At 49.0% G+C, this 26,092-nt stretch carries 30 protein-coding genes and 1 tRNA gene; 17 read left to right on the forward strand and 14 right to left on the reverse strand.

The features are described 5' to 3' along the window. Positions 1 to 577 precede the first annotated feature (577 nt). On the reverse strand, positions 578 to 1,303 hold the full coding sequence (locus ACUVQO_RS14820; RefSeq protein ID WP_445926622.1) for a hypothetical protein: 726 nt from the start codon (positions 1,301 to 1,303) through the stop codon (positions 578 to 580). A gap of 101 nt (positions 1,304 to 1,404) precedes the next feature. Between ACUVQO_RS14820 and ACUVQO_RS14825 the strand changes: the two genes are divergently transcribed. After that, entirely contained in the window at positions 1,405 to 1,923 is a 519-nt protein-coding gene (locus ACUVQO_RS14825; RefSeq protein ID WP_445926623.1) for a GNAT family N-acetyltransferase, read from the forward strand. Here ACUVQO_RS14825 and ACUVQO_RS14830 read toward each other — a convergent pair. Beyond that, entirely contained in the window at positions 1,895 to 2,377 is a 483-nt protein-coding gene (locus tag ACUVQO_RS14830; protein WP_445926624.1) for a DUF4332 domain-containing protein, read from the reverse strand. The two genes, ACUVQO_RS14825 and ACUVQO_RS14830, sit on opposite strands and share 29 nt — an antisense overlap. An 89-nt stretch (positions 2,378 to 2,466) precedes the next feature. Here ACUVQO_RS14830 and ACUVQO_RS14835 point away from each other — a divergent pair. Both ACUVQO_RS14835 and ACUVQO_RS14840 read left to right on the forward strand, forming a co-directional pair. Next, a tRNA-Pro gene (locus ACUVQO_RS14835) sits at positions 2,467 to 2,540 on the forward strand. A 19-nt stretch (positions 2,541 to 2,559) separates the two neighbouring features. Continuing rightward, positions 2,560 to 3,042, forward strand: coding sequence for a hypothetical protein (locus tag ACUVQO_RS14840; protein ID WP_445926625.1), 483 nt, complete (start codon positions 2,560 to 2,562; stop codon positions 3,040 to 3,042). Positions 3,043 to 3,091: 49 nt separating this feature from the next. Here ACUVQO_RS14840 and ACUVQO_RS14845 read toward each other — a convergent pair whose 3' ends face one another. Next, entirely contained in the window at positions 3,092 to 4,405 is a 1,314-nt protein-coding gene (locus ACUVQO_RS14845) for an ABC transporter substrate-binding protein (RefSeq protein WP_445926626.1), read from the reverse strand. A 291-nt stretch (positions 4,406 to 4,696) separates the two neighbouring features. Here ACUVQO_RS14845 and ACUVQO_RS14850 point away from each other — a divergent pair, with 291 nt between their 5' ends. Both ACUVQO_RS14850 and prmC read left to right on the forward strand, forming a co-directional pair. Continuing rightward, positions 4,697 to 5,488, forward strand: a complete 792-nt coding sequence (locus ACUVQO_RS14850) for a Tic22 family protein (protein WP_445926627.1) — start codon at positions 4,697 to 4,699, stop codon at positions 5,486 to 5,488. Between the two features lie 256 nt (positions 5,489 to 5,744). Next, positions 5,745 to 6,707: a peptide chain release factor N(5)-glutamine methyltransferase gene (prmC, locus tag ACUVQO_RS14855; protein ID WP_445926628.1), complete on the forward strand. Its 963-nt coding sequence runs from the start codon at positions 5,745 to 5,747 to the stop codon at positions 6,705 to 6,707. Positions 6,708 to 6,841: 134 nt separating this feature from the next. Here the strand turns inward: prmC and ACUVQO_RS14860 are convergent, their stop codons facing one another. Continuing rightward, complete coding sequence (locus tag ACUVQO_RS14860) at positions 6,842 to 7,618, reverse strand: class I SAM-dependent methyltransferase (RefSeq protein ID WP_445926629.1); 777 nt, start codon at positions 7,616 to 7,618, stop codon at positions 6,842 to 6,844. Positions 7,619 to 7,662: 44 nt separating this feature from the next. Here ACUVQO_RS14860 and ACUVQO_RS14865 point away from each other — a divergent pair, with 44 nt between their 5' ends. Next, on the forward strand, positions 7,663 to 8,277 hold the full coding sequence (locus ACUVQO_RS14865) for a zinc-ribbon domain-containing protein (RefSeq protein ID WP_445926630.1): 615 nt from the start codon (positions 7,663 to 7,665) through the stop codon (positions 8,275 to 8,277). 64 nt (positions 8,278 to 8,341) lie between these two features. On the opposite strand, the gene ACUVQO_RS14870 is transcribed toward ACUVQO_RS14865, so the two are convergent. Then, the gene (locus ACUVQO_RS14870; RefSeq protein WP_445926631.1) at positions 8,342 to 9,508 is read right to left on the reverse strand and encodes a pyridoxal phosphate-dependent aminotransferase; all 1,167 of its coding nucleotides are present in this window, start codon (positions 9,506 to 9,508) and stop codon (positions 8,342 to 8,344) included. A 182-nt stretch (positions 9,509 to 9,690) separates the two neighbouring features. On the opposite strand from ACUVQO_RS14870, the gene ACUVQO_RS14875 reads away from it, so the two are divergent. The 6 genes from ACUVQO_RS14875 (at position 9,691) to ACUVQO_RS14900 (ending at position 15,223) form a co-directional block, all read left to right on the forward strand. Continuing rightward, entirely contained in the window at positions 9,691 to 10,098 is a 408-nt protein-coding gene (locus ACUVQO_RS14875) for a VOC family protein (protein ID WP_445926632.1), read from the forward strand. A gap of 92 nt (positions 10,099 to 10,190) precedes the next feature. Beyond that, on the forward strand, positions 10,191 to 10,928 hold the full coding sequence (gene purQ, locus ACUVQO_RS14880) for a phosphoribosylformylglycinamidine synthase subunit PurQ (RefSeq protein WP_445926633.1): 738 nt from the start codon (positions 10,191 to 10,193) through the stop codon (positions 10,926 to 10,928). A gap of 137 nt (positions 10,929 to 11,065) precedes the next feature. Continuing rightward, the gene (cruF, locus tag ACUVQO_RS14885; RefSeq protein ID WP_445926634.1) at positions 11,066 to 12,031 is read left to right on the forward strand and encodes a gamma-carotene 1'-hydroxylase CruF; all 966 of its coding nucleotides are present in this window, start codon (positions 11,066 to 11,068) and stop codon (positions 12,029 to 12,031) included. Between the two features lie 10 nt (positions 12,032 to 12,041). Beyond that, on the forward strand, positions 12,042 to 13,289 hold the full coding sequence (gene cruG / locus ACUVQO_RS14890) for a 2'-O-glycosyltransferase CruG (RefSeq protein WP_445926635.1): 1,248 nt from the start codon (positions 12,042 to 12,044) through the stop codon (positions 13,287 to 13,289). 299 nt (positions 13,290 to 13,588) lie between these two features. Next, positions 13,589 to 13,819: a photosystem I reaction center subunit IV gene (locus ACUVQO_RS14895; RefSeq protein ID WP_445926636.1), complete on the forward strand. Its 231-nt coding sequence runs from the start codon at positions 13,589 to 13,591 to the stop codon at positions 13,817 to 13,819. A 240-nt stretch (positions 13,820 to 14,059) separates the two neighbouring features. Beyond that, positions 14,060 to 15,223, forward strand: a complete 1,164-nt coding sequence (locus ACUVQO_RS14900) for a GuaB3 family IMP dehydrogenase-related protein (protein ID WP_445926637.1) — start codon at positions 14,060 to 14,062, stop codon at positions 15,221 to 15,223. Positions 15,224 to 15,306: 83 nt separating this feature from the next. Here ACUVQO_RS14900 and ACUVQO_RS14905 read toward each other — a convergent pair whose 3' ends face one another. Next, positions 15,307 to 15,633, reverse strand: a complete 327-nt coding sequence (locus tag ACUVQO_RS14905; RefSeq protein WP_445926638.1) for a DUF1003 domain-containing protein — start codon at positions 15,631 to 15,633, stop codon at positions 15,307 to 15,309. 451 nt (positions 15,634 to 16,084) lie between these two features. Further along, on the reverse strand, positions 16,085 to 17,473 hold the full coding sequence (gene asnS, locus ACUVQO_RS14910; RefSeq protein ID WP_445926639.1) for an asparagine--tRNA ligase: 1,389 nt from the start codon (positions 17,471 to 17,473) through the stop codon (positions 16,085 to 16,087). 181 nt (positions 17,474 to 17,654) lie between these two features. On the opposite strand from asnS, the gene ACUVQO_RS14915 reads away from it, so the two are divergent. The 3 genes from ACUVQO_RS14915 to ACUVQO_RS14925 are packed head-to-tail and all read left to right on the forward strand — an operon-like array spanning position 17,655 to position 19,289. Further along, positions 17,655 to 18,572: a DNA-methyltransferase gene (locus tag ACUVQO_RS14915; RefSeq protein WP_445926640.1), complete on the forward strand. Its 918-nt coding sequence runs from the start codon at positions 17,655 to 17,657 to the stop codon at positions 18,570 to 18,572. After that, positions 18,541 to 18,849 (forward strand): PmeII family type II restriction endonuclease, encoded by a 309-nt coding sequence (locus tag ACUVQO_RS14920; RefSeq protein WP_445926641.1) that lies wholly within the window; start codon positions 18,541 to 18,543, stop codon positions 18,847 to 18,849. The genes ACUVQO_RS14915 and ACUVQO_RS14920 overlap by 32 nt, the downstream gene beginning before the upstream one ends. A gap of 2 nt (positions 18,850 to 18,851) precedes the next feature. Then, positions 18,852 to 19,289, forward strand: a complete 438-nt coding sequence (locus tag ACUVQO_RS14925) for a PmeII family type II restriction endonuclease (protein WP_445926642.1) — start codon at positions 18,852 to 18,854, stop codon at positions 19,287 to 19,289. A 29-nt stretch (positions 19,290 to 19,318) separates the two neighbouring features. On the opposite strand, the gene ACUVQO_RS14930 is transcribed toward ACUVQO_RS14925, so the two are convergent. The 3 genes from ACUVQO_RS14930 to ACUVQO_RS14940 form a co-directional block, all read right to left on the reverse strand. After that, positions 19,319 to 21,778: a single-stranded-DNA-specific exonuclease RecJ gene (locus ACUVQO_RS14930; protein ID WP_445926643.1), complete on the reverse strand. Its 2,460-nt coding sequence runs from the start codon at positions 21,776 to 21,778 to the stop codon at positions 19,319 to 19,321. Beyond that, the gene (locus ACUVQO_RS14935) at positions 21,771 to 22,430 is read right to left on the reverse strand and encodes a Uma2 family endonuclease (protein ID WP_445926644.1); all 660 of its coding nucleotides are present in this window, start codon (positions 22,428 to 22,430) and stop codon (positions 21,771 to 21,773) included. Before ACUVQO_RS14935 ends, ACUVQO_RS14930 begins: the two co-directional genes overlap by 8 nt. 86 nt (positions 22,431 to 22,516) lie before the next feature. Beyond that, positions 22,517 to 22,705: a hypothetical protein gene (locus ACUVQO_RS14940; RefSeq protein WP_445926645.1), complete on the reverse strand. Its 189-nt coding sequence runs from the start codon at positions 22,703 to 22,705 to the stop codon at positions 22,517 to 22,519. Between the two features lie 256 nt (positions 22,706 to 22,961). On the opposite strand from ACUVQO_RS14940, the gene ACUVQO_RS14945 reads away from it, so the two are divergent. After that, complete coding sequence (locus tag ACUVQO_RS14945) at positions 22,962 to 23,417, forward strand: pyridoxamine 5'-phosphate oxidase family protein (protein ID WP_445926646.1); 456 nt, start codon at positions 22,962 to 22,964, stop codon at positions 23,415 to 23,417. Here ACUVQO_RS14945 and ACUVQO_RS14950 read toward each other — a convergent pair. Continuing rightward, positions 23,414 to 23,539: a hypothetical protein gene (locus ACUVQO_RS14950; RefSeq protein WP_445926647.1), complete on the reverse strand. Its 126-nt coding sequence runs from the start codon at positions 23,537 to 23,539 to the stop codon at positions 23,414 to 23,416. The two genes, ACUVQO_RS14945 and ACUVQO_RS14950, sit on opposite strands and share 4 nt — an antisense overlap. A 48-nt stretch (positions 23,540 to 23,587) precedes the next feature. After that, on the reverse strand, positions 23,588 to 23,746 hold the full coding sequence (locus ACUVQO_RS14955; RefSeq protein WP_445926648.1) for a hypothetical protein: 159 nt from the start codon (positions 23,744 to 23,746) through the stop codon (positions 23,588 to 23,590). A gap of 88 nt (positions 23,747 to 23,834) precedes the next feature. Between ACUVQO_RS14955 and ACUVQO_RS14960 the strand changes: the two genes are divergently transcribed. Beyond that, a complete protein-coding gene (locus ACUVQO_RS14960; RefSeq protein ID WP_445926649.1) occupies positions 23,835 to 24,041 on the forward strand; it encodes a hypothetical protein in 207 nt (68 codons plus the stop codon). A 77-nt stretch (positions 24,042 to 24,118) separates the two neighbouring features. Here ACUVQO_RS14960 and trmFO read toward each other — a convergent pair whose 3' ends face one another. After that, a complete protein-coding gene (gene trmFO, locus ACUVQO_RS14965; protein WP_445926650.1) occupies positions 24,119 to 25,486 on the reverse strand; it encodes an FADH(2)-oxidizing methylenetetrahydrofolate--tRNA-(uracil(54)-C(5))-methyltransferase TrmFO in 1,368 nt (455 codons plus the stop codon). A 119-nt stretch (positions 25,487 to 25,605) separates the two neighbouring features. Beyond that, positions 25,606 to 26,092 (reverse strand): sensor histidine kinase (locus tag ACUVQO_RS14970; protein ID WP_445926651.1); only part of this gene is annotated, 487 nt, incomplete at its 5' end.

Raw genomic sequence — 26,092 nt, forward strand, 5'->3', positions numbered from 1 at the left:
CGAGGACGTCAAACCATCCTCGCGTTGCAGGCGCGCGTCCGACTGCTATGGTCATGGATTCAAACCCTCTAGTGTTACTAAAATTGCAGGATCTCTAGAGTGAAGAGTTTATATGTCTATATATGATAGGAGAAATCAGAATTTTTACAAACCGATACGTAGAACTCAGAAATTCTTATTCATCCGAGCTGATGACTCCGTTCCCATCCTTCCTCTACAGACAACCTATTGTGAAAAACCCCAGATTATGCTTCTCCATACTTTCCTGGAGAAACACCCTCTAGAGAGTTCAGTCAAGATGTGGGACTTCCCAGTCCATCTAAAATTTTCTCAGACCCTGCAAAGCAGAATAACAGTCTGTAGTGTTTCCAGATAGAACTACATAAGTCTTAATAGGTAACTCAAAAATCAAATTCTACATCTAGGGGCCCTAACAACCCTGAGTTGACACTGCAGTTGAGTTGACACTGCAGTTCTGAGCAATTCAGCTTGAATCAAGTCCAGCTAGAGAACTAGAATCTTCCTATCAGAGAAACTACGCTCTGAATTTGGACAAGGTTTAGCAAAAGTCGTCTGCTTAAAATCGTCGTCCCAAGAGCCGTTGCTTTACCCCTTCAGCAATTTTTTGTCCCAGATACTCCGGAATGATGCTTTCGTTCGGCCCCAAAAGATAAAGGATTAATCGGGTGCGGCCTCGCCAAACCAGCAAATTCGCATTGACTACCATCAAGTCTTCTTGCCAGATGGCGTACATCACCTTGTAGAACAAACCGGGCTGGTTGTCTGCTTCAATCAAAAGGGCAGGTAGATGAAAAACGGGATCAACATAAAATCCGGTTTCAACCTGCTCTAACCCCGCATCCAGATTGAACTCCACGGCCAGCATTTCTTCTACTTCAAATCGTCCGGCTAAGGCTTCGCGGACGGCGCGGCAAACATTTTCAGCCGTTTTCTCAGTCAGGGCCTTACCACTCCGAGAGACGATCAGCTTGATGAACACCAACATGGGGGGGTAAATTTGTCCATATAGGCTCAAGCTATGGATGGTCAAGCCATAGGCGGCCAAAACACCAAAAATATCACTCAGCAAAAAAGACTGGTTTCGATAAGCAAAATGAAGCGCGCTTTTGCTTACTTCTGGCTTTAGCTCGATGACTGCTTGCTTAGATTTGTACAGTTGATAGGCCAGCCGCAGGTTGTGCAGTTGAATCTCGCTGCTCACAAACTGTTCATAAAACTGGGGAAAGGCTCTGTTAAAGCGTTTTAACAGCTCCAGGGTAGATGACTTTAAGCCTAAGGCCATAATCAGTGAACGGCTTTGTTAAAGAGACATGCGAACAGGCTATGGGGGCTATACTATCTAATACTGTGATCTAATTACACTACTACCTTAACTTCGCTTACATGGGTTTTTGGAAAAGCCTGTTCAGTAGCGCTGACGCTCCCACTGCTTCTAGAACAATGTCGATCGCGGGTGATGCGGCCCAAGCATCCAGTGAGCGGGGCTACGAGATTTTTTTCAGTACTGATCGGGATATCGATCTCTATGAGTTAGAGGAGCTATGCGATGCAGTGGGCTGGTCGCGTCGCCCTTTACGCAAGGTAAAAAAGGCGATTCAACACAGTTTTCTGGTAGTTTCTATGTGGGAGCAGAAAGGTACCCGGCGGCGGCTGATTGGCTTTTCTCGTGCCACCTCTGACCATGCGTTTAATGCCACGATCTGGGATGTGGTTGTACATCCAGATTTTCAGAACCAGGGGTTGGGCAAGGCATTGATGAAGCATGTGATCAAAAAACTTCGTAGCGAAGATATCAGCAACATTACCCTATTTGCCGATCCCCATGTGGTAGATTTTTACCGCAGGCTGGGGTTCATGTCTGATCCAGAAGGCATTAAAGGAATGTTTTGGTATCCCGATTAACAGATGGTCGGGTAGGTCGATCAAGGTGCTGGGATTGCTCAATCCAGTCCTGAATTTCTTTCAGGGAGGGGCACAAATCAGGACGCTGCAAATTCGCCACCTGAAGCCGGAGAATTTGTTTATGAACGCTGTGGATAGGCATGCGAGCCAGTTGCTCTGGAGAAGCAATACCGGCATGCAGCAGGAGTCCACAATAATGACAGCCGATCGCCGGAACTCTGGCCAAATCAGCCATAGCTGCCCACTTGTTGACATATTGCGGATGAATTTGCAACTGGTGAGCTAACTTGGCTCGTTTTTTGGGAGTATTCGTCTGCTGGTAAAGCTGCAACGTGGTATAGATACCGAAGTTCCAGAGTTGCTCCTGTTGTTCATGGGTAAGTCCTGGCAAATCCTGCAATCGCCAGTCCCGAGATCGCACACCACCCTGGTTTGAGTCGTGCTGAAATTTCATGGATCAGTCCTTAAGGGAACTTATCGATCTTAATGGGCAAACCTTTCAGTCTCTGGCAAAAAACGATATGCTATTTTGATAGATAGTATCGGGATGTAGCGCAGCTTGGTAGCGCGCCTGCTTTGGGAGCAGGATGCCGCAGGTTCAAATCCTGTCATCCCGATTTTTATTGAGACTTGTCAATGGCCTACAGCGACTTCACCAGTCTGGTAAAGGTGAAGCGGGGTTTGGGGTTGGCCATCCATGACGTGCCGCGTCTGTTTGCTGATGTTCCTGCGATAATCGTTCCCAGTCGCCTGCAAGAAATCTTGGATGAAAACCATGAACTGGCTGTAGCCATCAGTACCAAAAAGGCTCGCTCAGAGTTAGTGGTAACCCCGATTCTGCTGGAAGTGCGACGGATTTGCAAAAATCGGATTGGCTTCTTTTCAGGAATTGATTTTTCAGTAGATCCCAACCTAGGTCTCACCGGAGCCTGTGACTATCTTTTGACCGCCAGTGCTGAACAGTCCTTAGTCACTGCTCCTGTAATGAGTCTGGTGGAAGCCAAGAATGATTTGCTCAATAATCTGCGGCCCCAGCCATTATCCGTTCACCACAGTCTAGGATCAAGTCCCTTCAAACTTGTCCATTGCTCCGCACCGTTAGTGAACTGGTCGGAATAGTTAATAGTTAACTGTTTACTGGCAGCAAGGGATGTGTAGCAAGGAACGGCTATTGCCCTGAAACCGCGATCGCCCCTCTTACCTTTAAACTACCATCAGGCTCGATCGCCCAGACATCATAACTGCCTGTGACATCCCCAAAAGCGTTGAAATCTAGGTTGCCGCTAGCTCCCTGGTAGTTGATTTTCTGGCCCTGGCGGATCAGGGATAAAGCTTTACACACGTCGGTAACGGCCTCTCCGGGGGGATTGGCGATTTCGTGAATTTTGTCCTTGACGGCGGATCCGGTATTCGCCTTAGCAGCTTCTGCAGCCAGGACTAACACGGCGGCAGCATCCCAGGTGTTGGGGTCATAAATCTTGGGAGGACGCTGGTAGGTTTGGGTGTAGAGCCGCTGGAAGTCGGCGATCGCTGGCCCTCCGGCACTGGCAGCGATTCCCATCAATCCCGCCGCAATGTATTGCCCCTGAGAATTTTTGCCGACTAATTCCGCAAATTTGGCCTCCTTTAAACCATCGGTAGCCATCACCTTCGTTTTCCCGCCCAGGAGTCCATGCTGGTAAGCCGTTTTTAAGATCAAGCTGCCTGTTTCGGGGTAGGCAATCAGTAACGCGGCATCCGGTTGACCGTTGAAGGCGGCATTTACTTCTGAGGCAAATACAGAAGCATCAGCGGGGTAGCGAACGGGTTTAGCTTTGTTGATTATGGTTCCGTCCAGACGTTCAAAAGCAGGAATAAAGGAAGCAAGTAACCCATTGCCATAGTCATTGTTGACTGCTAACAGAGAAACTGTTTGGAAGCCCTGAGTTTGAGCCAGTTGAGCCAATGCCTCTCCTTGAAAGGTGTCGGGCGGAGCCGTGCGAAACCAGAAGCCCTGAAGGTCGCCTTTTTGCGATCGCTCCGTAAACACGGGACTTGTACTGGCGGGAGAAATCATCACGACCTGATTCCGCACCGCAATATCAACGGCAGCACTGGATACAGCACTGGACGCAGCTCCTACCACGCCCGCCACGCGATCGACTTCCGCCAGTTTCGTCATCGCTGAGGCTCCAGCAGTTGGTTCGGTCTGATCATCTGCCGCGATCAGAACCACAGGTTGGCCCAGAACTCCACCACAGCCATTCACCGTTTTCACCAGCAGTTCAGCGCTATTTTGCATGGATGTCCCATATTGGGACAGATCTCCGGTAATTGGCAGCAGTGTACCAATTTTCAGGTGGACAGGAGATGGGGGCATCTGACAGGCTGGGGCAATCAGCAGCAGGCAGGTGAGCGTGAAGAGGGCGATCGTTCCAATGCGCCTGAATATTCTTTGATAAGCGATTCTTATGTAACGGTTCGGCCCTTTCCATCTCAGCATTGTGGCTACTCCTCCCTGCAAGCTTGAGATAACCAGGAACTATTTTGCGCTAGACTTGTCACCTAAGTTCGATTCTCTTGCGCTGTTCGTGCCTCATCCTCCTATAATGTTGCCGTGAGTTTACAAGTTGCGCTGAATGCCTCAGAATGAGTAAGCAAATATTCTTAGTCGAGCTACAGAAGTTGGGATTGATAGGGCGCTAAATTTCTTCAAAGTCTAGACGGCCCAAGATTCCTAGAGGTACACGTTTGCTTTCCTTGCTAAACCTATTATTTTTCTTCAGGAGCAATCATGAAGTCTTTAGTCCGTTGGAGTGCAACTGCTGGTCTGGTCGGCGCTACCCTGGTTGGAACGTTTCTGGCGGGTACGCTGCAAGTGCTGGCACTGACCCAAGAGCAGATTCTCCAAAAGCTCCGTCCTATCCCTGTATTCACCATTGCCAATTCCCAGGGTGCTCCTCTGGTAGCTTCTCCCCCCAATGGGCAAAAAGGCAACCCGGTCGCTGGCGTATTCATTACGCAACAAGATGCCCAGACCTTTCTGGATAACCTTAAGAATAAGAATCCTGAGATTGTTAAAAACGTCCGTGTAGTACCTGTCTCTCTGGCTGAGATATATCAGCTCAGTGTAGCCAACAAGGATAAAAAAGAGAAGCTTGATTTTGCTTTTGTTCCCTCTCGCCAACAAGTAGACACGGCCCAAACTCTACTGAAGCAAGGTGGCGACAAAAACACTTTTACTGGCACACCGTTGTTTGTGGCTCGCGGTGGTTCTGAAAAAGGTTACTTAACGATTCAACAGGGGAATGAAACGGTGATTCCCATGTTCTTTAAGAAAGAAGATTTGCAAAATTTGATGGATCGGTTCAAGCAACAGGATCCTAAAGTGGCCTCTACTCTTGAGGTTCAGGTATTGAATCTGGAAGGGGTGATTGAAGTCATGCGGACCAAGAATGATCCGCAACTGAATCAAATTGTGTTGATTCCACCCAGAGAGTCTCTGGAATTTATTCGCTCTCAGATGGGCAACCGACAGCAGCCTGCGAATCAGGTGAAGCCTGCAGCTACACCCAATAAGAAGTAAAGAGATGATGGGGAATTGGGAGAGTGTTCAGTTAAGAGTTGAAGGCTAAGAGTTAAGAAAGTGTTTGTAAATGATTGTTTCGATCCCCCTAAATTCCCCTTAAAAAGGGGGACTTGTGGTTTTAGCTCAGTTCCCTCGTTTTGAAGGAGGGCTAGGGAGGATCCCATCGCGAGGCGAGTTTCAGAACCTTCAAATTCATTTACAAACAGTTTCTCAAGCTGGATGAATCCCATTTTCCAACTCTTTCTTCGATTTCATGTCTGACTTCCCTCAAAAGTTCAATGATTCCTCGTCCTCTCAACCAGGGCGAGGAGTTGTTGTTTCTGGGCCGGAATTGTGGCAGTGGTGGCAGACAGCGCGGCAACAGGCGATCGCCGCTCATGTCCCTATCTCAGAAGTAGATTGGCTACTCCAGGAAATGACAACCCTGCAGCCTTTAGAATTACGCTTAGAAACCTTCAAAGATAACCAACAGATCATACTGAAACATTCTCTGGCCATTCTGACCGATCTCTGGCAACAGCGCCTTGATCGCCGAGTGCCGGTGCAGTATCTGGCTGGATCAACCTCCTGGCGTAACTTTTCCCTGAAAGTCTCCCCCGCCGTTCTCATCCCCCGCCCTGAAACGGAACTATTAATCGATCTGGCTATGGCTGCCGTTCAAAATTCAAAATTCAAAATTCAAAATTCAAAATTCTCCACCGGAGACTGGGCTGACCTGGGAACGGGCAGTGGGGCGATCGCTCTTGGACTGGCAACGGCCTTTCCTGAAGCGACTATTCATGCCGTGGATTATAGTGTTGAGGCACTGGCGATCGCACGAGCTAATGCAGAAGCTTATGGGTTGGGCGATCGCATCCACTTTTATCAGGGTTCCTGGTTAGAACCGCTCAGTCACCTCAAAGGACAGTTGAGTGGTCTGGTTGCCAATCCTCCCTATATTCCCAGCGCCATGGTGTTGGAACTGCAGCCAGAGGTTGGGCAGCATGAACCGCACTTAGCTTTAGATGGTGGGGCCGACGGCCTGAACTGTATTCGTCATCTCATCAACACGGCCCCCGACTATCTGCAAGCCAATGGCATCTGGTTGATTGAAATGATGGCAGGTCAAGCTCCAACCGTTGTTGAGTTGCTGGAACAACAGGGCAGTTATCATGCCATCGAAGTTCATGCTGACCTGGCAGGGATTGAGCGGTTTGTGTTGGCCTATCGACTTTGATTTTGGGTTTTAGATTTGCGATTTTGGATTGATCGAAGTAACAGTTTGCATTTGTAGGAGCGCAGCATTTAGTAAGAAATTCCTGGCTTGACTCGAAGTTTTTGCCCAAATGCAACGCCCTTACAGGGTTAAATTTAAGTTTGTTTACCAAAAATTAGTACATGCTGTTGGGGTAGGAGTTTTTTGGTTTCCAGCCAGGTGAGTCCTACTGCAGCCATCTCTTTCTTGACTTGTTTCTGAGTCATTTTGTGCAGGGGTTTAATGAAGACCCAGGGATCTTCTCCCCGATATTCCACTAAGACAACCCGGCCATCTGGTTTGAGGGCTTGCACGATCGCTTGCATCATCTCCCTGGGATACTCAAACTCGTGATAGGCATCCACCATCAGCGCTACATTCACACTGGAGGGCACAAGCCGAGGATCGGTTTCCAAACCCAAGATTGGCTCTACATTCGCCTGCTGCTTGTCTTGCTTGAGAAACCGCAGAATTTCGATCATTTCGGGTTGTACATCGATCGCCAGCACCTTGCCCTGAGGCACAAGAGGAGCAATCCGAAAGCTGAAGTAACCTGTACCTGCTCCAATATCGGCAACCGCATCGGTGGGCTGTAAATTCAAAGCCTCGATTAACTGTTGAGGCTGTTCCTCTGCTTCCCGACTGGCTCGTTCTAACCAACCTGCGCCCCGATGTCCCATCACCTGAGCAATTTCTCGGCCCATGTAAAGCTTGCCAATGCCATCGGAGTGGGGGTGAGGGCGATACTCGTATACTGGATTGGGGGGAGAGAGGGCGATCGCGAGCATACTCCACCCCAACCCCATCAGGCTACAAAGTGTAATAACGATCAAGATTTGCCAACCCCGGATCATTTGATTTCCTACAGCTTTATTTAAAGTCGTTCGAGTCATGGGATTTGTACACTGAGAGTGTGAGCAACTGGAGGGGAACTATCATGGCGTATGTGTGTGACATGGGAGTAGGGCGGCGGCTTTATCTGGACAATCAAGGTGGTCAAACCGTAATCACCATCGGGAACACAGCACCGGGACAGCAACAACAGGCCAGTAGTAGCTTCCAGACCGGCCCCTGGACAGCCACTCCTGAAGTTTACCTGACTTCTGATGGAGCAGTGGTGAAGTTACAAACGGCCCGTGGCGCAAACTATATTCGCTTACAGGGCAACAGCATCGGTGTGAGTGAAGCCCTGTCCTTAACCGAGTTGCAGCAACTGCAGATGCAGCAAACCTCTGGGTTTGTGGCTCCATCCATGCCCTCTATGAAACCAATGGAATCCATGCAACCCATGCGGCCAATGCAGCCGATGGAACCCATGCAACCAATGGAACCGAATCAGCCCATGATGATGGGCGATATGCAGATGAGCATGAATCCGATGGAAATGCGGATGGGTAACATGCAAATGCGGATGGGAAGATCGACGGCTGCCGCCCAAAGCCCCACTGGTGTCGCCCCGGCCACCAAACGATTTTGCAGTCAATGTGGAACGGCGGTGAAACCAGACGATCGCTTTTGTACCAGTTGTGGACACCGACTAAGTGATGCTTGATTTTGGGTTTTAGAGGATGTTTGAAAAGTCGCGATTGCAACTTCTGCAACATTCTCTTAAGAATTTAGATTCGCGATCGCACAAACTTATCCAGCCGCTCCATGCCCTTTTCGATGGTTTTCAAATCAGCGGCATAGGAAATGCGGACAAACCCATCCGCACCAAAGGCAATTCCAGGAACCATAACGACCTGATACTCTTCCAACAATGCCTGACAGAAATCAAGGGAGTTCATCCCTGTTTTTTGAATATTGGGCATCAGGTAAAAGGCTCCATCTGGTTTGACGCAACTGAGACCCGGAATCGAATTGATCGCATCCAGCATGAACTGCCGCCGCTCTGCAAAGGCCGACAGCATTTCCTGAATACAATCCTGTGGCCCCTCCAGTCCGGCGATCGCCCCATATTGGGCAAAGGTACAGACATTGGACGTACTGTGCCCTTGAATAGTTGAGCAGGCTTTAATCAGATCCACTGGCCCCGCTAAATAGCCAATTCGCCAGCCCGTCATGGAATACGCTTTGGCAAAACCACTACTGACAATGGTGCGATCGAATGCCTCCGGACTGACGGCTCCAATACTGAGATGGGTGGCTCCGTCGTACAGCAGCTTTTCGTAAATTTCGTCAGATACAACGTAAATATCGTTGTCTACGACCACCTGCGCCAGCGCCCGAATTTCGTCCGGGGTATACACCACCCCCGTAGGATTCGATGGAGAATTCAGCACAAACAGACGAGTTTTGGGAGTAATTGCCTGCTGTAGTTGCTCTGGCGTGATTTTGAACTGGTTGACATCATCCGTCTGCACGATTACCGGAATCCCGGCCGCCAGCTTCACCATTTCGGGATAGCTGACCCAATAGGGAGCCGGAATGATGACCTCATCGCCCGGATTGATGAGCGCCATCATCAGATTATACAGCGAGTGCTTACCACCATTCGTGACAATGATGTTTTCAGCCGCGTAGCAGAGATTATTATCCTTCTGCAACTTTTGGGCGATCGCCTGCCGCAGTTTTGGTTCTCCAGCGACTGGGCCGTACTTGGTTTTACCTGCTTCCAGCGCAGCTTCGGTGGCTTTACAGATATGGTCGGGCGTTGGAAAATCCGGTTCACCTACACTAAAATTACAAACATCCTGCCCTTCGGCCTTCATTGCCTTGGCTTTTGCGTCGATCGTCAGGGTCAATGAAGGGGAAAGTTGACCAACTCTTGCTGCCAGTTTCATGGTTTTCACGGGAATGCGGCTCGACTTAGACCAGAATACCGCAGCTATTCAGACATGGCATGGCTTTTCTCAAGCTATGTCAGCAAATGGCAATAAGTGGATGGCTGGAATGGGTTGAAAAGGTAGCAGTCATTGGTCATTAGTCATTGGTAATAGATGATTGATACAAGGAGAACTCGATCATGGCTTTGAATTGTGCTGGTGCGCTGGTTACTTTAGCGGCTCAACAGTTTGATGGGCTGGTTGAGTTCTACTGCAACCTGTTGGGACAGCCGCCTGCTGTATGGATGCCGAATCAATATGCAGAATTTGAGTTGCCAGGAGTGAGATTGGGCATCTTTCAGCCGAAGGAGAAAGAGGAGCGATCCGAAATTCAAAATTCAAAATTCAAAATTCAGAATTTCCCCATAGGAATGGCGTTGTGTTTAGAAGTGGAGAACCTGGAGGCGGCGATCGCTCACCTGACTGACCTCGGCTATCCTCCTCCAGGAAAAATCCTCACCGCATCCCATGGGCGCGAGATTTACGCCTATGATCCAGAAGGAAACTGGCTAATTTTGCACAAAAAAGGTGCCCCAGGGACACCTTAGAAGTTGGAGTTTCTCGATCGCGCATCATTCTATAGGAGAAAGCGGGTTTTGCATCCTATTTTTTGCATAGAGCTTTGTTAAGGGGGAAAGTTGTGGCAACAGGAGTTCGGTTTGGAGTGATTGTGTTTCCGGGGTCGAACTGCGATCGCGACGTGGTGTATGTGACCCGCGATCTGCTGCACCAGCCCACACGCATGATCTGGCATGAGGACAGTGATCTATCCGATGTGGATGTGGTGGTCATACCGGGAGGCTTTAGTTACGGTGATTATTTGCGTTGTGGAGCGATCGCTCGTTTTTCACCCGCTATGAAAGCGGTAGTCGAACATGCTAACCAGGGAAAATATGTGCTGGGAATTTGCAATGGCTTTCAGGTGCTGACTGAGGCGGGGTTGCTGCCAGGTGCCTTGGTGAAAAATCGGGATCTGCATTTCATTTGCGATCGGGTTGCCTTACGAGTGGAGCGATCTGATCTGCCCTGGACGCAGCACTATGAGCCAGGAGAAGTGATTACGATTCCGATCGCGCATGGAGAAGGCAATTATTATGCAGATCCGGATACCCTGGCGGCCTTGGAAGATCATCGGCAAATTCTGTTCCGCTATTGCACGGCAGATGGAAAACCGGAACCGGGCAGTAATCCCAATGGCTCACTCCGCAACATTGCCGGAATTTGTAACCTGGAGGGAAATGTTTTGGGCATGATGCCGCACCCAGAACGGGCCTCCGATCCGGTTCTGGGTGGAACGGATGGGCTACGTCTGTTCCAGGGATTGCTGGCCGCTATGGGAGAACAGGGAGAAGCCCCCCAATTTGCTTCTTTGGGCTGAAGCAACACTTTGGCCTGTAGAGACATTTCGACGGAATGTCTCTACAGAATTTTTCTCAATTTTGCTTAATCTTTGTTATTAAACATTTGTAAACTGTAACCAGGCATTTCTGGTGCCCTACTCGTAGAGGAGTTTCTATGAAGCGACTGGTTGCTGTTGAGCGTATCTGTCTAAGTGGTCATATTTTGTCTCTGGTGTTTGGGTTGGCAGGGTTAATCCTGGTGCTGCCTAATCCCAGATTTATTGCCGCCCTGCCGGCTTTTGGCCAAAGGTTATTTGGCTGGTCAATGGCTGGAGGCGGCGTTGTTTATATTCTATTGGGAGCGATTACCGTTGCCCTGTATGCCTATCGCAACCTGGGAGTACGGAACTGGTTAGCGTTCATGCTGCCTGCGTTGGTCCTTTCCCTTAGCAGTGAGTTGTTGGGAACCAGTACCGGCTTTCCATTTGGGCACTATGCCTACCTGAATGGATTAGGTTATAAGATTGCTGGACTGGTGCCCTTTACCATCCCCCTTTCCTGGTTTTATCTGGGATTTTCGGCTTATGTCCTGGCGCGAGCGGGTCTGGAAACGAAAGGGCTACCTGGCTGGGTGACGAAACTGGGCGCGATCGCCCTCGGTGCGGTATTGCTCACCTCCTGGGATTTTGTGCTGGATCCAGCCATGAGTCAGGCCCCTTACCCCTTCTGGACCTTTCAGGATGTGGGAGAATTTTTTGGGATGCCTTACCGGAATGTGACGGGATGGCTCGGTACTGGAGCACTGTTTATGTCTGTAGCCACCCTGTTCTGGAAGTCATCGGCCCAACCGTTGCGGCGATCGCAATTAACAGTTCCTCTAGCGATCTATCTGGTCAATTTTGCCTTCGGAGCGATCATTACCGTTACCCAATTGGATGCTCGCTTCTGGGTTCCCACCTCCATTAGCGTTCTGTTGGGGGTTGTTCCGGCAATCCTGTTATGGTTATTAGCCAGCTCTGATGCTCCATCTCAGCACTCTCAACCGACTGGAACCGAACCTGAATTTGCCAGTGAAGATCAGCCTCTGGGATTGTCGTCTGAGATCCCAGCTATTTCAGTGCCTATTCAAGTCAAGGGTTAAGGGCAAACGGTTGACCATCCACGTTTTTTTGATTAATAAAACACTGGCTCCTGCGATCGCCAATGCACCAGCCAGTTTCCTACCAGAGGCAGGCGGCTTGCTGCTTCTGCTAGTACAACTGCCAGCCGTGGCAATTCTCCTGTCCCGGCTGCTACGCGGCCCAACTCGCCATCCTCCCTTGCAGCCGTTGGCTCCTGAACCAGAGTTTCTGGGTAAGGTGAGTGTCGTTGTGCCCACATTGAATGAAGCGGCCCGAATTTCGCCTTGCCTGACCGGGTTAAGTCAGCAAAGCTATGAAGTACGGGAAATCCTTGTGGTGGATAGTTACTCCACGGATGGTACAATCGATCGGATAAAAGCTGCTCAACAGCAAGATCCGCGCTTTCGGCTGATGCATGACGATCCATTGCCAGATGACTGGGTGGGTCGCCCCTGGGCGTTACATAATGGGTTTCTCGCCAGTTCCATAGGCAGCGAGTGGATTTTAGGTATTGATGCCGACACGCAACCCCAGGCGGGCTTAGTGGCGAGTTTGCTGCATACGGCTCTGACGGAAGGCTATGACCTGATTTCTCTGTCACCTCAATTCATTCTTAAAGAACCCGGAGAACTGTGGCTGCAGCCCGCACTGTTGATGACCCTGGTTTATCGGTTTGGTCCGGCTGGAGAAACGCATAATCCTGCTGATCGAGTGATGGCTAATGGTCAGTGTTTCTTCTGCCGTCGTTCTGTGTTAGTCCAAATGAGAGGCTACAGTAGTGCCCGTCGCTCTTTCTGCGATGATGTCACCCTGGCCCGGACGATCGCCGCGCAGGGAGCCAGGGTCGGCTTTTTAGATGGAGCCAAGGTGCTGAAGGTGCGAATGTATGAAGGCATGGCAGAAACCTGGCGGGAATGGGGACGATCGCTGGATCTCAAAGATGCTGCCTCCCGTGCTCAGGTTTGGGGGGATTGGCTGTTTTTGCTGCTGGTTCAGGGATTACCTTTACCTCTAACCATGCTGTTTCTGGGGGCAATTCTGGCTGGTAAGACAAGCATTCCGATCATGGCCACCTTCAGCCTCAATTTACTGCTAGTGTTGGTTCGGTTTGGATTAAATGCCGCGATCGCCCCTTCCTACGACCTGACCCAAGCTAAAACTCGCTGGCTCTTCTGGCTCTCTCCCCTGGCTGATCCACTAGCTGTCCTGCGAATTTTCCTATCCTCTGCCCAAACTCCTAAACAGTGGCGAGGCCGGAGTTACGGAAAGGAGAGTTAAGAGTTGAAAGTTAAGAGCGAAGAGTTGGCAAAAAGAATGGAGGAGATAGAGGAGGTAAAGGAGATGGAGGAGATAAAGCCTTCTCTCACTCCTATTCCCCTTTACTCTATACTCCCTATCCCCTCCTTACCTCCCCCATCTTCCCCACCCTCTCCATCTCCCTTTCCCCACTCCCTTTTCCCTCCCCAAATATTTCAGATTGTTGCAACCAGAGGTTTACCGTTTTTGTCTGTTTCCAGTCCATAGTAAAGTGTTGAGCATTAGCTGTGTGAGTTAAACATAAACAAGGGAAAACACTCATGGTTCAGCGTGGTTCTAAAGTCCGTATCCTCCGTAAGGAGTCCTACTGGTTTCAAGATGTCGGCACCGTTGCCTCAGTTGACACTAGTGGCATTAAATACCCTGTTATTGTCCGATTCGATCGGGTGAACTATGCAGGTGTAAATACCAACAACTTTGCTACCAACGAAGTCGTTGAGGTTGCACCTCCTACTAAGAAGAAAGCTCCTGCGTCCCAAGCAGCCGAGTAATTTCTGAAATAGTCTGCTGATTAGAAAGCTCTAATAGCGAAGACTAGTATTTTCTTTCCTCAATCACTTTTAAAACTTGAAATTGGGTAGCAACAGGTCGTTCCTGGTCTATTGCTGCCCTTTTTGTATATGTATTCACTTCTACAGCATTTAAATCTCTAGATCCTTCCGCATACCCGGCATCCCCAGAAATTTGATACCCTAGCTTAAATAGTTTGGGAATGACCAGGAAGCAGGACTGTGAATATTCAAATTGGTAGAGGCAAAGTTGCTCGTAGAGCATACGGAATCGATGAAATTGCATTAGTTCCAGGAGCACGGACGCTTGATCCAGTCCTAGCAGATACCCGTTGGAGCATTGGCGGTATTGAGCGGGAAATTCCCATCATCGCCAGTGCCATGGATGGAGTGGTGGATGTGGGTATGGCCGTCCGGTTGTCCCAATTAGGCGCTTTAGGAGTGTTGAACCTGGAGGGTATTCAAACTCGCTATGCTGATCCTAATCCTATTCTCGATCGCATTGCTGCGGTGGGCAAAGACGAGTTTGTCACCCTGATGCAGGAACTGTATGCTGAACCAATTAAACCGGAATTAATTCGGCGACGGGTGCAAGAAATTAAAGAACAGGGCGGAATTGCTGCAGTGAGTGCAACTCCCCTTGCCGCCACGAAATATGGAGAAACAGTTGCCGATGCCGGGGCCGATCTCTTTTTTGTGCAAGCCACAGTCGTGTCCACGGCTCACCTGTCCCCGGAATCGGTTACGCCCTTAGATCTGGCCACCTTCTGTCAGGAAATGCCAATTCCAGTTGCTTTAGGAAATTGTGTGACCTATGAGGTGGCATTGAATTTGATGAAAGCGGGAGCCGCTGCCGTGATGGTGGGGATTGGCCCAGGAGCCGCCTGCACCTCACGGGGAGTCCTGGGAGTCGGTGTCTCGCAAGCCACTGCGATCGCCGATTGTGCCGCTGCCCGGGATGAATATCATCGCGAAACCGGAAATTATGTTCCGGTGATTGCCGATGGGGGGCTGGTCACAGGAGGCGATATTTGTAAATGTATTGCCTGCGGAGCCGATGGGGTGATGATTGGTTCCCCCTTTGCCAGAGCGCAGGAAGCTCCTGGTCGTGGTTATCACTGGGGGATGGCGACCCCCAGTCCCGTCCTACCCCGTGGCACCCGCATTCGAGTGGGCACCACAGGTACCCTGGAACAAATTCTGCGTGGCCCTGCCCAATTGGATGATGGCACCCATAACTTATTAGGGGCGCTGAAAACCAGCATGGGAACTTTGGGCGCAAAGAATATCAAAGAGATGCAACAGGTGGAAGTGGTCATTGCCCCATCCCTGTTAACGGAAGGCAAAGTTTACCAGAAAGCCCAGCAACTCGGTATGGGTAAGTAGAGAAATGCAGCCGACAGTGTGAGTTACGATGAAGGGCTGGTAGCCCATCCCACCTTGCCTCAGATTGCTTGAAATAACTTGAGCTAATCCTCGTGATGGTTCGGGTGGGTAGATGGGGATGGAGGGGGTTGCGATCGCCGATCAGCCTCCAAAAATTTCTCTCCTTCAGATGCTCTCAAATTTTTTTCAATTCCGTCTAACCGCTGACTGAGGCGAGTTCCAACTCGTTTCACTTCTTGCAGCAGCATTTCAATATTCACCTCATTTTTGAGGTTGATCCGATAGTCCGTTTCCGATCGGGTGCGGTCTTTCAAAGCTTGCCGATTCTGGCTCATCATAATCAACGGCCCTTGCAAAGCCACCAGAATGGCCAGGGTGAGATTGAAAAATACAAATGGATAAGGGATCAAAGGGCGGAGTTAACAGAGATTCGTTATTAAGCAGCATCCAGATGAGAGTCAAACCAATTAGGCCAATGATGAATACCCAACTGCCATTCAGCTCAGCTACCCGGTCTGCAAGGTGGTCTTGCCAGGTCAGTTGCTTTTCCACTTCCTTATCCACATTTTTGGGCAGCCCGCTCATACAACAATGCATTGCATTTGTTGCTCTTAAAGAAAGATCAACTGTCTTGCTTTGAATTTTCTGATGATTAATGTTTTGATTAATGTTTGCGCTAACTCCTCTAAGTCCTTAGCGCTGATTCCTGCAAACAGACTAGTAGCTTGCAATAGGGCAACTTTATCCACAACATCACCCGCTAGAGTTGAGCGATCGCCATTCGGTTGAGGAAGTTCGGCTATGTAAAGTTATACGTCTCAGAAGGTAGCAGCCTGAGAAAAATGCTGAATTCTTTAACTCCTAAAACTCCACTTCCTGGGGAGCGCGAGGGAAGGGGATGACATCCCGGATATTGCCCATGCCAGTCATGAATTGCACTAGTCGTTCAAAGCCAAGCCCGAAGCCTGCGTGGGGCACAGTACCATAGCGACGCAAATCCAGATACCACCAGTAGGGTGCCGGATCTAATCCAACATCTTGAATCCGTTGTTCCAGAACATCCAGTCGTTCTTCCCGCTGGGAACCGCCAATGATTTCTCCAATTTTGGGAGCGAGAATATCCATAGCCCGCACGGTCTTGCCATCGTCGTTCAACCGCATATAAAAGGCTTTGATGTGAGCCGGATAATCCGTGACGATCGTCGGCTTCTTGAAATACTCTTCGGCCAGATAGCGCTCATGTTCCGATTGCATATCCAGTCCCCACTCAACGGGATATTCAAAGGTCTTGCTGGATTTTTCCAGCAGGGCGATCGCTTCTGTATAGGTGACTCGCGCAAACTCGTTATTGATAATGTTATCTGCCGTCGTCAGTACCGAATTGTCAATTCGCTGGTTGAAAAACTCCATATCTTCCGGGCAGGTGTTCATAACGTGCTGAAACACAGACTTGAGGAATTCCTCTGCCAGATTCATGTCCCCTTCCAGGTCGCAGAAAGCCATTTCCGGTTCTACCATCCAGAACTCCGCCAGGTGGCGAGACGTATTAGAGTTTTCCGCCCGGAAGGTTGGCCCAAAGGTGTAGACATTGCTAAAGGCCATCGCCATGATTTCTGCTTCCAGTTGCCCGCTCACTGTGAGATAAGCCTGTCTGCCGAAGAAATCTTTGCTGTAATCCACCTGTTTGTCAGCAGTTAAAGGCACTTTATTCAGATCGAATCCGGTAACGGTAAACATTTCTCCCGCCCCTTCACAGTCGCTGGCACTGATGATCGGCGTATGAATCCAGAGGAAGCCCCGTTCCTGAAAGAATTGATGAATCGCTGCAGAAGCCGCATTGCGAACCCGGAACACAGCACCGAGAGTATTGGTGCGCGATCGCAAATGGGCAATTTCCCGCAAAAACTCAAACGAATGACGCTTTTTCTGCAGCGGGTAAGTCTCTGGGTCAGCTTCTCCATACACAGTGATGGAGTCTGCCTTCAATTCAATGCGCTGTCCCTTGGCAGGAGATTCGACCAATGTACCTGTAACTTCCACCGAGGCTCCCGTACTGATCCGTTTGATGGTTTCCGCATATCCCGGCACCTCCTGATTCACCACCACCTGTAGTCCAGCCATTGAGGAGCCATCGTTGACTTCGATGAAAGTGAATTCTTTTTGCTCTCGCTTGGTACGAACCCAGCCTTTGACAGTGACGGTTTCGTTGGGTTGGCCGGTGCGGAGGAGGTCGATGATGCGTTGGGTCATAAATGGAGAGAGGGGAGGGCTTGGGAATGTAGATTAGATGGATAAACACTGAGTTTGAGTGTAGCAAAGTATTCAGCAAGCTAGACTGCACTATGAGTAACAAAAAATCAGGTCTAGTACACTAATTTTGAGAATCTACTCTAAAATTAGACTTTAGTCGCTTATATGAACAAGTGTACTAATGGCAAAGAATACTCTCTGTACAGCCGAAACGAATACCTATAGCTCTGCTCAAATCGAAACAGACATTTTGCTAGGGGATTGCTTAGATATACTGGCCAAGTTTCCAGACGGCATCTTTGACTTAATTATCACTTCGCCTCCCTATGCAGATAGTCGCGCTAAGACTTATGGAGGTATAAATCCTGATGATTATGTTCAATGGTTCTTACCTAGAACACAAGAATTTTTAAGAGTACTAAAACCCAGCGGGACATTCATATTAAACATTAAAGAAAAAGTAGTCAATGGAGAAAGACATACTTATGTTCTAGAACTGATTCTAGAAATGCGAAAGCAGGGATGGCTATGGACGGAAGAGTTTATCTGGCATAAAAAAAACTGTTATCCTGGAAAGTGGCCAAATCGGTTCAGGGATGCTTGGGAGAGATGTTTACAATTTAACAAGAATAAGAAGTTCAAGATGTATCAGGAAGCAGTTAAAGTCCCTATGGGAAACTGGGCTGAAACACGCTTAAAGAACTTAAGTGAGACAGATAAGATCAGGGATGAATCGAAAGTGGGTAGTGGATTTGGCAAAAACGTTTCTAACTGGTTAAATAAAGATACCGTTTATCCAACTAATGTAATTCATTTATCGACTGAATGTGGCAACAAGAAGCATAGCGCAACCTTTCCAAAATCCCTACCAGCATGGTTTATCAAACTCTTTACAGAAGAAGGCGATTGGGTTCTCGATCCGTTTTTAGGTTCTGGAACTACGTGTGAGATTGCCCAAGAGTTGTATAGAAATTCTGTTGGAATTGAAATATCTCCAGAATATTATGAATTAGCTCTATCTAGCCTGAAGCCAGTGCAGCATAAACTTTTTGAGGAGGCCTCAGAATATGCCACACATAGAGCAGCAGGAAATAGCTAGATATGTTGAGGAAAATATTCATCGTTTTCATGAAAACCGAATTACTGGTTTAAGAACTTTAAAGCTACAAACGGTTCTTAAGAGAAAGAATCCATACCTATTTAAAGCAAAAAATATTATTACTGCCTACGATCTTGTTAAAGGATTGTTAGATGCTCATTTGTCTTCTTCAGAAGAAGGGCTGTTTGGAGCTTTTCTAGAAGGACTGGCTATATTCGTTTGTGCTAGAACATTTCTAGAACATTTAATGGTAGAAAATCTTCTTCGGAAGGGATAGACTTGGAATTTGAAAAGGATCTTGTTAGATATATTGTTTCTATAAAATCTGGCCCCAACTGGGGAAATAGCTCTCAAATTAGAAGAATGATTGATAACTTTAATAGAGCAAAGAAAATTTTAAGAACTAATACGTTTTCTACTAATGTAGTTGCTGTAAATGGATGCTGTTACGGGAAAGATGATCAGCCAGATAAAGGCGATTATTTGAAGCTATGTGGTCAACGATTTTGGGAATTCATATCGGATAATGAAGGGCTATATACAGAAATTATTGAGCCTATCGGTTATACAGCTAAGGAAAATAACGAACAATTTGAAGAGGAGTATGGGAAGGTAATTAATAGATTCACCCTTGAGTTTATGCAAAGTTTTTGTGACACAGAAGGACAAATCGACTGGCAGAAAATTGTTCAATTGAATTCTGCTAAGAAGTTATAGATCATGTTTTGAGATAGTTAATTCAATCTCTAGCAAATTACCACTTTTGCTTCTACCATCTCTCTCAAAGTTTCCACAGGGGTTTGATAGAAATACTGGCGACGAAACTGGTCTTCTTTCACGGCCAGTAGAAATTGCTCTACGGCCTCGGCCAGGTTCTGATCGCTGGTTAATTCGGCGGGCTGCCAGGTGATTTGGAAGCCAGTCTCTGGATGGGTAACAGTAAAGCCAAGCTGCGTTAAGGTCTGAAAACCAAGCTGCAAGGCACGATCGCCAATTTCCAGTTTGTCTAATAATTGCTGGCGAGTGGCCGTCTGTGCCGTGCGGCTGAGGTATTTAGCGATTCCCACAAGTCGTCGCCAGATGTCCATTGGAGGAGTCAGAGTTGGGGCAGGATAGGCGATCGCCAGGGGACGTTGGGACTGTTCAGCACGGCGAAACCAGAGTTGCAGTTCTGTCCAGCTATGGGGACACTGAGTCATGATTAGCGGATTTAAGCCCGTAGGAGCATTGGCCAGAGCCGTTCTGCGCCAATCGAGCAGCATCGAGTGAGGAGCGATCGCAGGCGCTAAACCATCTGTTTCCGCAGGACGAACGGCAATTAATCGCACCTCATAATGGGGCTTGATACCTTTGGACTCATTAGCATAGGTATTAAAATCCAGTTCCACGACGGCATCACACCGCCCTGCCGGAATATCTTCCCGATAGTGGCCCCACCAAACTCCCGGAAAGCCTTTCGTGACTGAGCTATCCCATAGTTCAAACTCAGTTTTGATGTATTCCACCTTACGCCCGGTGCAATCGCGGATTTTCTGATTCCATACCTTTTCAAACCAGCAATCCCGAATCAATAACCTGGGAGTCGGATTTCCCATCCCACAGGGTTCTAGCCACTTCAGTTCCTGAAATAATTCCTTGCCTAACTCCTTTACTGTCACCACCAGGTCGATTATCAAGGAAGGGCCAACTCCAGTCGAGTCAGACAGTTGCCGCAGGCGCTGATTGATAGCCTCCGTAAACAAGGGCAAATTTTCCACCGGCAAACTTAATCCTGCCGCATAGGGGTGCCCTCCAAACCGATGCAGCAAATGTTCCTGTCCCTGGATCAGTTGGTAGAGGTCGATGTTGTTAAGCGATCGAGCCGAACCCCGGGCGAGGAGAGGTGGAGGAGTGGAGGAAAAAGTAAACTTCTGAATTTCTCCCTCATCTTCCCCATCTCCCTGATCTTCCCTACTTCCCCCCCAATTCCCACTCCCCACTCCCCACTCCCCACTTCTCCACCTCTCCAGACTCAACAAAATCGTCGGTCTACCGTACTCCTGAGCAATCTGTCCGGCGACCAAGCCCAGCACGCCCGGTTGCCACTGCTCATCGGCCAGAACAATGACGCTGGTTGTAGATAGATCCACCTGGGCAAGGCGATTGATCACTTGTTGTACGACTTCCTTTTGCAGAGCCTTGCGGCGAGTATTAGCAAGTTCGGTGGCTTCAGCCAGATGGCTACACCGGTGCTTATCCTGACTGGTCAACAGTTCGACACAGAAATGAGCGTCCCCCTGAATCCGGCTAACGGCGTTAATGCGTGGCCCGATGCCGAAGGAGATATCGGTGGGCCGATCGCCACTCCGTTTGCAAAATTCCAGCAATTTAGCAACACCGGGGCGAGTGGCTGTAGCTGGATTGGCTTGCTTCTGCAATTGTTGAATGCCGATTTGCGCCAGATAGCGACAATCCCCTTTGAGTTCTACGAGGTCTGCGATCAGGCCGATCGCCACCAGATCCAGCAATTCCTGCAAAGGCTTCTGAGGAACATGGGGTAAGATGCTGTATAAGGCTTCTACCAGTTTGTACGCCACAGCGACCCCAGATAAAGTGGCTAACGGGTGGTCGGCAGCTAAGGAACGAGGATTCAAAATGGCCGTGACAGGCGGACGGGATAAGGGCAATGTGTGATGATCGGTGACAATCACATCAATTCCCAGGCCCTGAGCATATTCAATTTCAGTCAAATTGGTGCTGCCTGTATCGCAGGTGACCATTAACTGGCAACCCTTAGAATGCAATACATCAATTCCAGCCTGAGACAGTCCATGGGATTCCGTTAGCCGATTAGGAATGTAATAAAACAAGGTTTTCTGCTGAGTAAAAAATTGCCCTAAGCCATCCCACAGGACGGCCGTTGCCGTGACCCCATCCGCATCAAAGTCCCCCCAGATGGCCACAATTTCAGCATTATCTCTAGCCCGCTGCAACCGCTCTACGGCCAACTCCATCTCCTGACCAAAGGCGAACGGGCTAGTGGGCTGATAATCCTCGGCATGAAGATAGCCCTGTAACTGTTCCGGTTGCCGCATGCCTCGCTGCCAGAGGAGTTGGGCCAGATACTTTCCAGAGTTGCAGGCAATACACGAGCGCAGAGTTTGAATAAATGCCTCTGGTGGTTGATCGATAGATTGAAGCTGCCATTGGACAGGGAGTTCAGGCATAGCAGGTTAAACCAGTTGCACCGGATCGACACCCAGTTCGCGTAACTTCGTCGATAAAACTTCTGCTCGCTGACGTTCTTGCCCAGATGCCCAGCCACAACTCTAGCTCTAGAATCCAAACTCGTCCTTCGGCATCAGCCGCCTGGAGAGTGTAGCGTTGATTTTGCAAACACCGAACTTCTAAACTCGGTTCATAGGGATCATAGGTGACGTAGGTGGGCACTTGCAGGATCTGTTCGTAGAAGTAGAGCTTGCCATAGGGGGGGGTCGATCGCACAGACAATTCACCACCCTCTTCCTGGGAAAGAAACTCCATGACCACAGCAGCTGGATCCCCTTCCAGGTAAGGAGTATAGCTACGGCGAATGGGATCGTCTGCAATTGGATGCACCTGAGGCACGTAAAACCAATCCGGTGCCTTCACCACAGTTTTTTTATTGATCGTTGCAACCAAGCCAAAATTAGACCCAATCAGCATCTGGTGCTGAATTCGACCAGCAGATCCCAGGGCAGTAGTCAGGGCAGCGGCAAGGAGGGGTTGTTGAATGTTGCCCACTGGATCATCGGGTAACACAAAATCAGCAGGCAAACTTTCCCATGTGACAATGGGCGCAAGTGGGGCTGCTGCAACAGATGGGACTTGTAAAATCATTGATGTTGTTCTTGAAGGCAATATACTGTAGTGTAAGAGTACGGGTAATTCAAGTGTACTAAATCATTTCTTATACCACCATTAATTTAGCGGTTTGTGTAGCGATCGCTGGAATAGGTCGCTGATGGTATCGCACTGGAAGAATTGGAATAGTAAGAAATAACCAGGGTTGGTAAAACAAGGGTCAGGATAGCAATGATGGTTCCCACCACATCTGCGAGCCTATCGGGTTGAGGGTTAGACGACGGACTGCCAGACTGACTGCTTGATTCCATAAAAAATTAATAAACCTTGGAGTAGACAACGATTACACAAATTTCACACGACTGCTCCATATCAACCTATTGTAATCACTGAATTCCAGAAGATTGCTAGAGTAAAGAATCTCGAAGTTATAGATTTCCCAAGCAGGGTTGATTTTTCTTGTTCTTATGGCTAAAGTTTTCGATTCGATTACCCCTGAGCTTCAGGAGTTTATTGCCGCTCAACATCTATTTTTTGTCGCTACGGCTCCCCTCAGTCCAACAGGCCATGTCAACCTTTCCCCCAAGGGACTACAGCTTTCGCATTTTATCGGCTAACCGGGTCGCGTATTTGGATCTGACAGGCAGTGGCAATGAAACCTCTGCTCATCTGCTAGAAAATGGACGCATCACGTTCATGTTTTGTGCCTTCCAGGAACCCCCCTGCATCTTACGCTTGTATGGACAGGGGCGAGTGGTATTGCCAGCCGTCAGAGAATGGGCCGAACTGTATCCTGTGTTCTCGCCGATCGCCGGAACACGCCAAATCATTGTTACCGATATCGATCGCGTGCAAACCTCGTGTGGCCTGGGAGTTCCCCTACTGGACTATCAGGGACAGCGATCGGCACTGAGAGATTGGGCGGAAGAGAAAGGCGAGGAGGGATTAGCCGCCTACTGGCAGCAAAGAAATTTGGTGAGTCTGGATGGGTTACTAACTCCTTTAGGAGAGGTGCAGAGCTAATTTCCAGCCAGCACAGGCAATTCCAGACCGTGAATCAGAATGCCGAGAATTTTATGGGGGTCGGGTGAAATATAATAGTGGGCTAGGTAGCTTGAGACAATTTCCTGCTTCAGCTTTAGCAACTTCCAGATTTCACCTGTCGTGACCGCTCCGTAGATAACCCCAATGACTTATCTTTCCGATTGATTAAATCGTTGAGTCATCACCATTCCGGCAGTATATTCCCCTAAGAGGGTGTTTGAAAAGTATCCGACGGTTAAAATTGCGACTACACTCACCCAGTCTGCCGACGCAGACTCAATATAATCCAGGTTTTCAGTAACTTGCATCGGCAGGTTTTCTCTGGATAGCCGCGACTTCATTCGCTAGGGTGACTTGATGTTCTCATTTTTCGTTAATAATCCAACAGGTTAGGGCATGGACTTATCAAACACTACACTCAAGTTGGCTGCGATCGCCACTGGCATTGCTCTACTGATCACAGGTACAGCGTTCATGTATTGGCAGGTCAGTCGCCGCGATTGGTGTGTTCGCACCGTCTCCACTGGCAGCCAGGAAGTGACTTATAGTGTGGGCTGTGTACATCCTCAACGCTATCGGCAATGGAGTACACCGCCTCTATAGAGCCAAAACATTTTGTAGGGGCGAATTTTGTCGATCAAAAGTAATCTATGAGGCAGACTCGTTTCCAACCTACGCAGCTAAGCGGATAGATGGAGATCTGCCTGATAGATCTGTTGCTGCCAGGTAGCCAGGTCAGCCAGAGCACGATCGCGATACTGTCCATAACGTTCCTGCTTATTCCGAATTCGTTTAGGCAGATCGGGCAGGATACCGAAATTCGCAGGCATGGGTTGAAAGTGTTTGGGCGATGCCGAGCTAATAAAGTCAAACAAGGCTCCCATCATCGTGGTATTTGGCAGCATCAAAGGAACCTGACCCAGGGCTAACCGGGCGGCATTAGTTCCAGCTAACCAGCCTCCTGCTGTCGCAGCCGTATACCCTTCAGTGCCAATCAGTTGTCCAGCGGCTAAGAGAGTCTGACGAGTTTTGAACTGGAGCGTGGGCTGCAGCAGTTCCGGGGCATTGATAAACGTGTTGCGGTGCATGACTCCCATGCGGACAAATTCGGCATTTTCTAATCCTGGGATCATTCGAAATACGCGCTTTTGTTCACCCCAGCGCAAATTAGTTTGAAACCCGACCATATTCCACAGGTGGCCGGCTTTATCTTCCTGCCGCAACTGCACCACGGCATAAGGTCGCTTGCTGCGATTGTCAGGATCTCGAAAGTCTCCTAACCGGGCATCAAATAGGCCCACAGGTTTTAAGGGGCCATAACGCATGGTGTCTTCTCCCCGTTTGGCCATCTCTTCGATCGGTAAACAGCCTTCAAAAAATTTCGCCGTTTCCCGTTCAAAATCCTTTAGTTCTGCCTGTTCGGCTGCACATAGAGCTTGCCAGAACTGCAAGTATTGCTCCCGGTTCAGAGGACAGTTCAGGTAAGCGGCGGCTCCCCGATCGTAGCGAGAGGCCCGAAACACAATGTCATAGTTGATTGACTCTCCCACGACGATCGGACTGGCAGCATCAAAAAAGCTCATGTAGTCCATGCCTGTGAAGCGCTGCAAATCTGCGGCCAGATCGGGACTGGTCAGCGGGCCAGTGGTTAACACCGTAATGCCCTCTACCGGAATCTGGTGGATTTCCTCCCGGCGCAGGTCAATCAGGGGATGGTTCGCTAACCGCTCAGTCAAAGTCTGACTGAATACCCCGCGATCGACGGCCAGTGCACCTCCCGCAGGAACGGCAAATTCATCTGCCGTAGCAATAATGATGGAACCTAACCGCCGCAGTTCTTCATGCAGTAAACCAGAAGCCCGATCGCTGGCCTGTGCCCCAAACGAGTTACTACACACCAGTTCAGCCAGATGTTCACTGTGATGAGCCGGGCTCGATCGCTGAGGGCGCATTTCATACAAAATGACAGGTACTCCCGCTTGAGCAATTTGCCACGCGGCCTCTGTTCCCGCTAACCCTCCCCCAATGACTTGAATCGGCTGTTCCATTATCATGCCTGTCTTCCGGTGTTGTCTTTATCCAGGATAGGTGTTATCTTTATTCAGGACAAGGGATGGGAGGGTGATGGGGTGATGGGGGAGAGTGAGTTAATAGCACTCAGCACTTCTTAGCTGGAAAAGGGAAATTGGACTTTGAAGCAGACTTGATTGGTGCGGCTTTCTACCTGGATGGTGCCGCCCAGATACTCTACGAGTTTTTGGGTAAGAAAAAGTCCCAGTCCAGTACCACTTTGTTTCCAGGGATTGCTGTTGGGAATCCGATAGAAGGGATCAAAAATGTGAGTTAGCTCATCAGAGGCAATTTCGATGCCACCGTTTTTCACGGCAATCTCAATTTGAGAAGATGTATAGGAGGCTTCTACTGTGATAGTTTCTCCAGCAGGGGTGTACTTGCAGGCGTTGTTCAACAATTCCACCAAAATGCGCTTCAGCATAAAGGTGTCGGACACTAACGGAGGCAAGTCTGCTGCAATGACCAAATTTAAGGTTTGTTGCTGAGTTTGCAGACGTTGGGCAAAGGTTTCAGCAATGTGGGGAATCCATTGCTGTAACTGGATGGAAATCAGGGATACCGGATGGTTGCCTGCATTCAGA

The organism is Leptodesmis sp., from assembly GCF_052746595.1.

Excerpts from the sequence above, each read along its gene's own strand:
- ACUVQO_RS14820 (WP_445926622.1), bottom strand. The coding sequence starts at position 1,303 with ATGGCCTTAGGCTTAAAGTCATCTACCCTGGAGCTGTTAAAACGCTTT.
- ACUVQO_RS14825 (WP_445926623.1), top strand. The coding sequence starts at position 1,405 with ATGGGTTTTTGGAAAAGCCTGTTCAGTAGCGCTGACGCTCCCACTGCT.
- ACUVQO_RS14830 (WP_445926624.1), bottom strand. The coding sequence starts at position 2,377 with ATGAAATTTCAGCACGACTCAAACCAGGGTGGTGTGCGATCTCGGGAC.
- ACUVQO_RS14840 (WP_445926625.1), top strand. The coding sequence starts at position 2,560 with ATGGCCTACAGCGACTTCACCAGTCTGGTAAAGGTGAAGCGGGGTTTG.
- ACUVQO_RS14845 (WP_445926626.1), bottom strand. The coding sequence starts at position 4,405 with ATGCTGAGATGGAAAGGGCCGAACCGTTACATAAGAATCGCTTATCAA.
- ACUVQO_RS14850 (WP_445926627.1), top strand. The coding sequence starts at position 4,697 with ATGAAGTCTTTAGTCCGTTGGAGTGCAACTGCTGGTCTGGTCGGCGCT.
- prmC (WP_445926628.1), top strand. The coding sequence starts at position 5,745 with ATGTCTGACTTCCCTCAAAAGTTCAATGATTCCTCGTCCTCTCAACCA.
- ACUVQO_RS14860 (WP_445926629.1), bottom strand. The coding sequence starts at position 7,618 with ATGACTCGAACGACTTTAAATAAAGCTGTAGGAAATCAAATGATCCGG.
- ACUVQO_RS14865 (WP_445926630.1), top strand. The coding sequence starts at position 7,663 with ATGGCGTATGTGTGTGACATGGGAGTAGGGCGGCGGCTTTATCTGGAC.
- ACUVQO_RS14870 (WP_445926631.1), bottom strand. The coding sequence starts at position 9,508 with ATGAAACTGGCAGCAAGAGTTGGTCAACTTTCCCCTTCATTGACCCTG.
- ACUVQO_RS14875 (WP_445926632.1), top strand. The coding sequence starts at position 9,691 with ATGGCTTTGAATTGTGCTGGTGCGCTGGTTACTTTAGCGGCTCAACAG.
- cruF (WP_445926634.1), top strand. The coding sequence starts at position 11,066 with ATGAAGCGACTGGTTGCTGTTGAGCGTATCTGTCTAAGTGGTCATATT.
- ACUVQO_RS14895 (WP_445926636.1), top strand. The coding sequence starts at position 13,589 with ATGGTTCAGCGTGGTTCTAAAGTCCGTATCCTCCGTAAGGAGTCCTAC.
- asnS (WP_445926639.1), bottom strand. The coding sequence starts at position 17,473 with ATGACCCAACGCATCATCGACCTCCTCCGCACCGGCCAACCCAACGAA.
- ACUVQO_RS14915 (WP_445926640.1), top strand. The coding sequence starts at position 17,655 with ATGGCAAAGAATACTCTCTGTACAGCCGAAACGAATACCTATAGCTCT.
- ACUVQO_RS14920 (WP_445926641.1), top strand. The coding sequence starts at position 18,541 with ATGCCACACATAGAGCAGCAGGAAATAGCTAGATATGTTGAGGAAAAT.
- ACUVQO_RS14930 (WP_445926643.1), bottom strand. The coding sequence starts at position 21,778 with ATGCCTGAACTCCCTGTCCAATGGCAGCTTCAATCTATCGATCAACCA.
- ACUVQO_RS14935 (WP_445926644.1), bottom strand. The coding sequence starts at position 22,430 with ATGATTTTACAAGTCCCATCTGTTGCAGCAGCCCCACTTGCGCCCATT.
- ACUVQO_RS14940 (WP_445926645.1), bottom strand. The coding sequence starts at position 22,705 with ATGGAATCAAGCAGTCAGTCTGGCAGTCCGTCGTCTAACCCTCAACCC.
- ACUVQO_RS14945 (WP_445926646.1), top strand. The coding sequence starts at position 22,962 with ATGTCAACCTTTCCCCCAAGGGACTACAGCTTTCGCATTTTATCGGCT.
- ACUVQO_RS14955 (WP_445926648.1), bottom strand. The coding sequence starts at position 23,746 with ATGCAAGTTACTGAAAACCTGGATTATATTGAGTCTGCGTCGGCAGAC.
- ACUVQO_RS14960 (WP_445926649.1), top strand. The coding sequence starts at position 23,835 with ATGGACTTATCAAACACTACACTCAAGTTGGCTGCGATCGCCACTGGC.
- trmFO (WP_445926650.1), bottom strand. The coding sequence starts at position 25,486 with ATGGAACAGCCGATTCAAGTCATTGGGGGAGGGTTAGCGGGAACAGAG.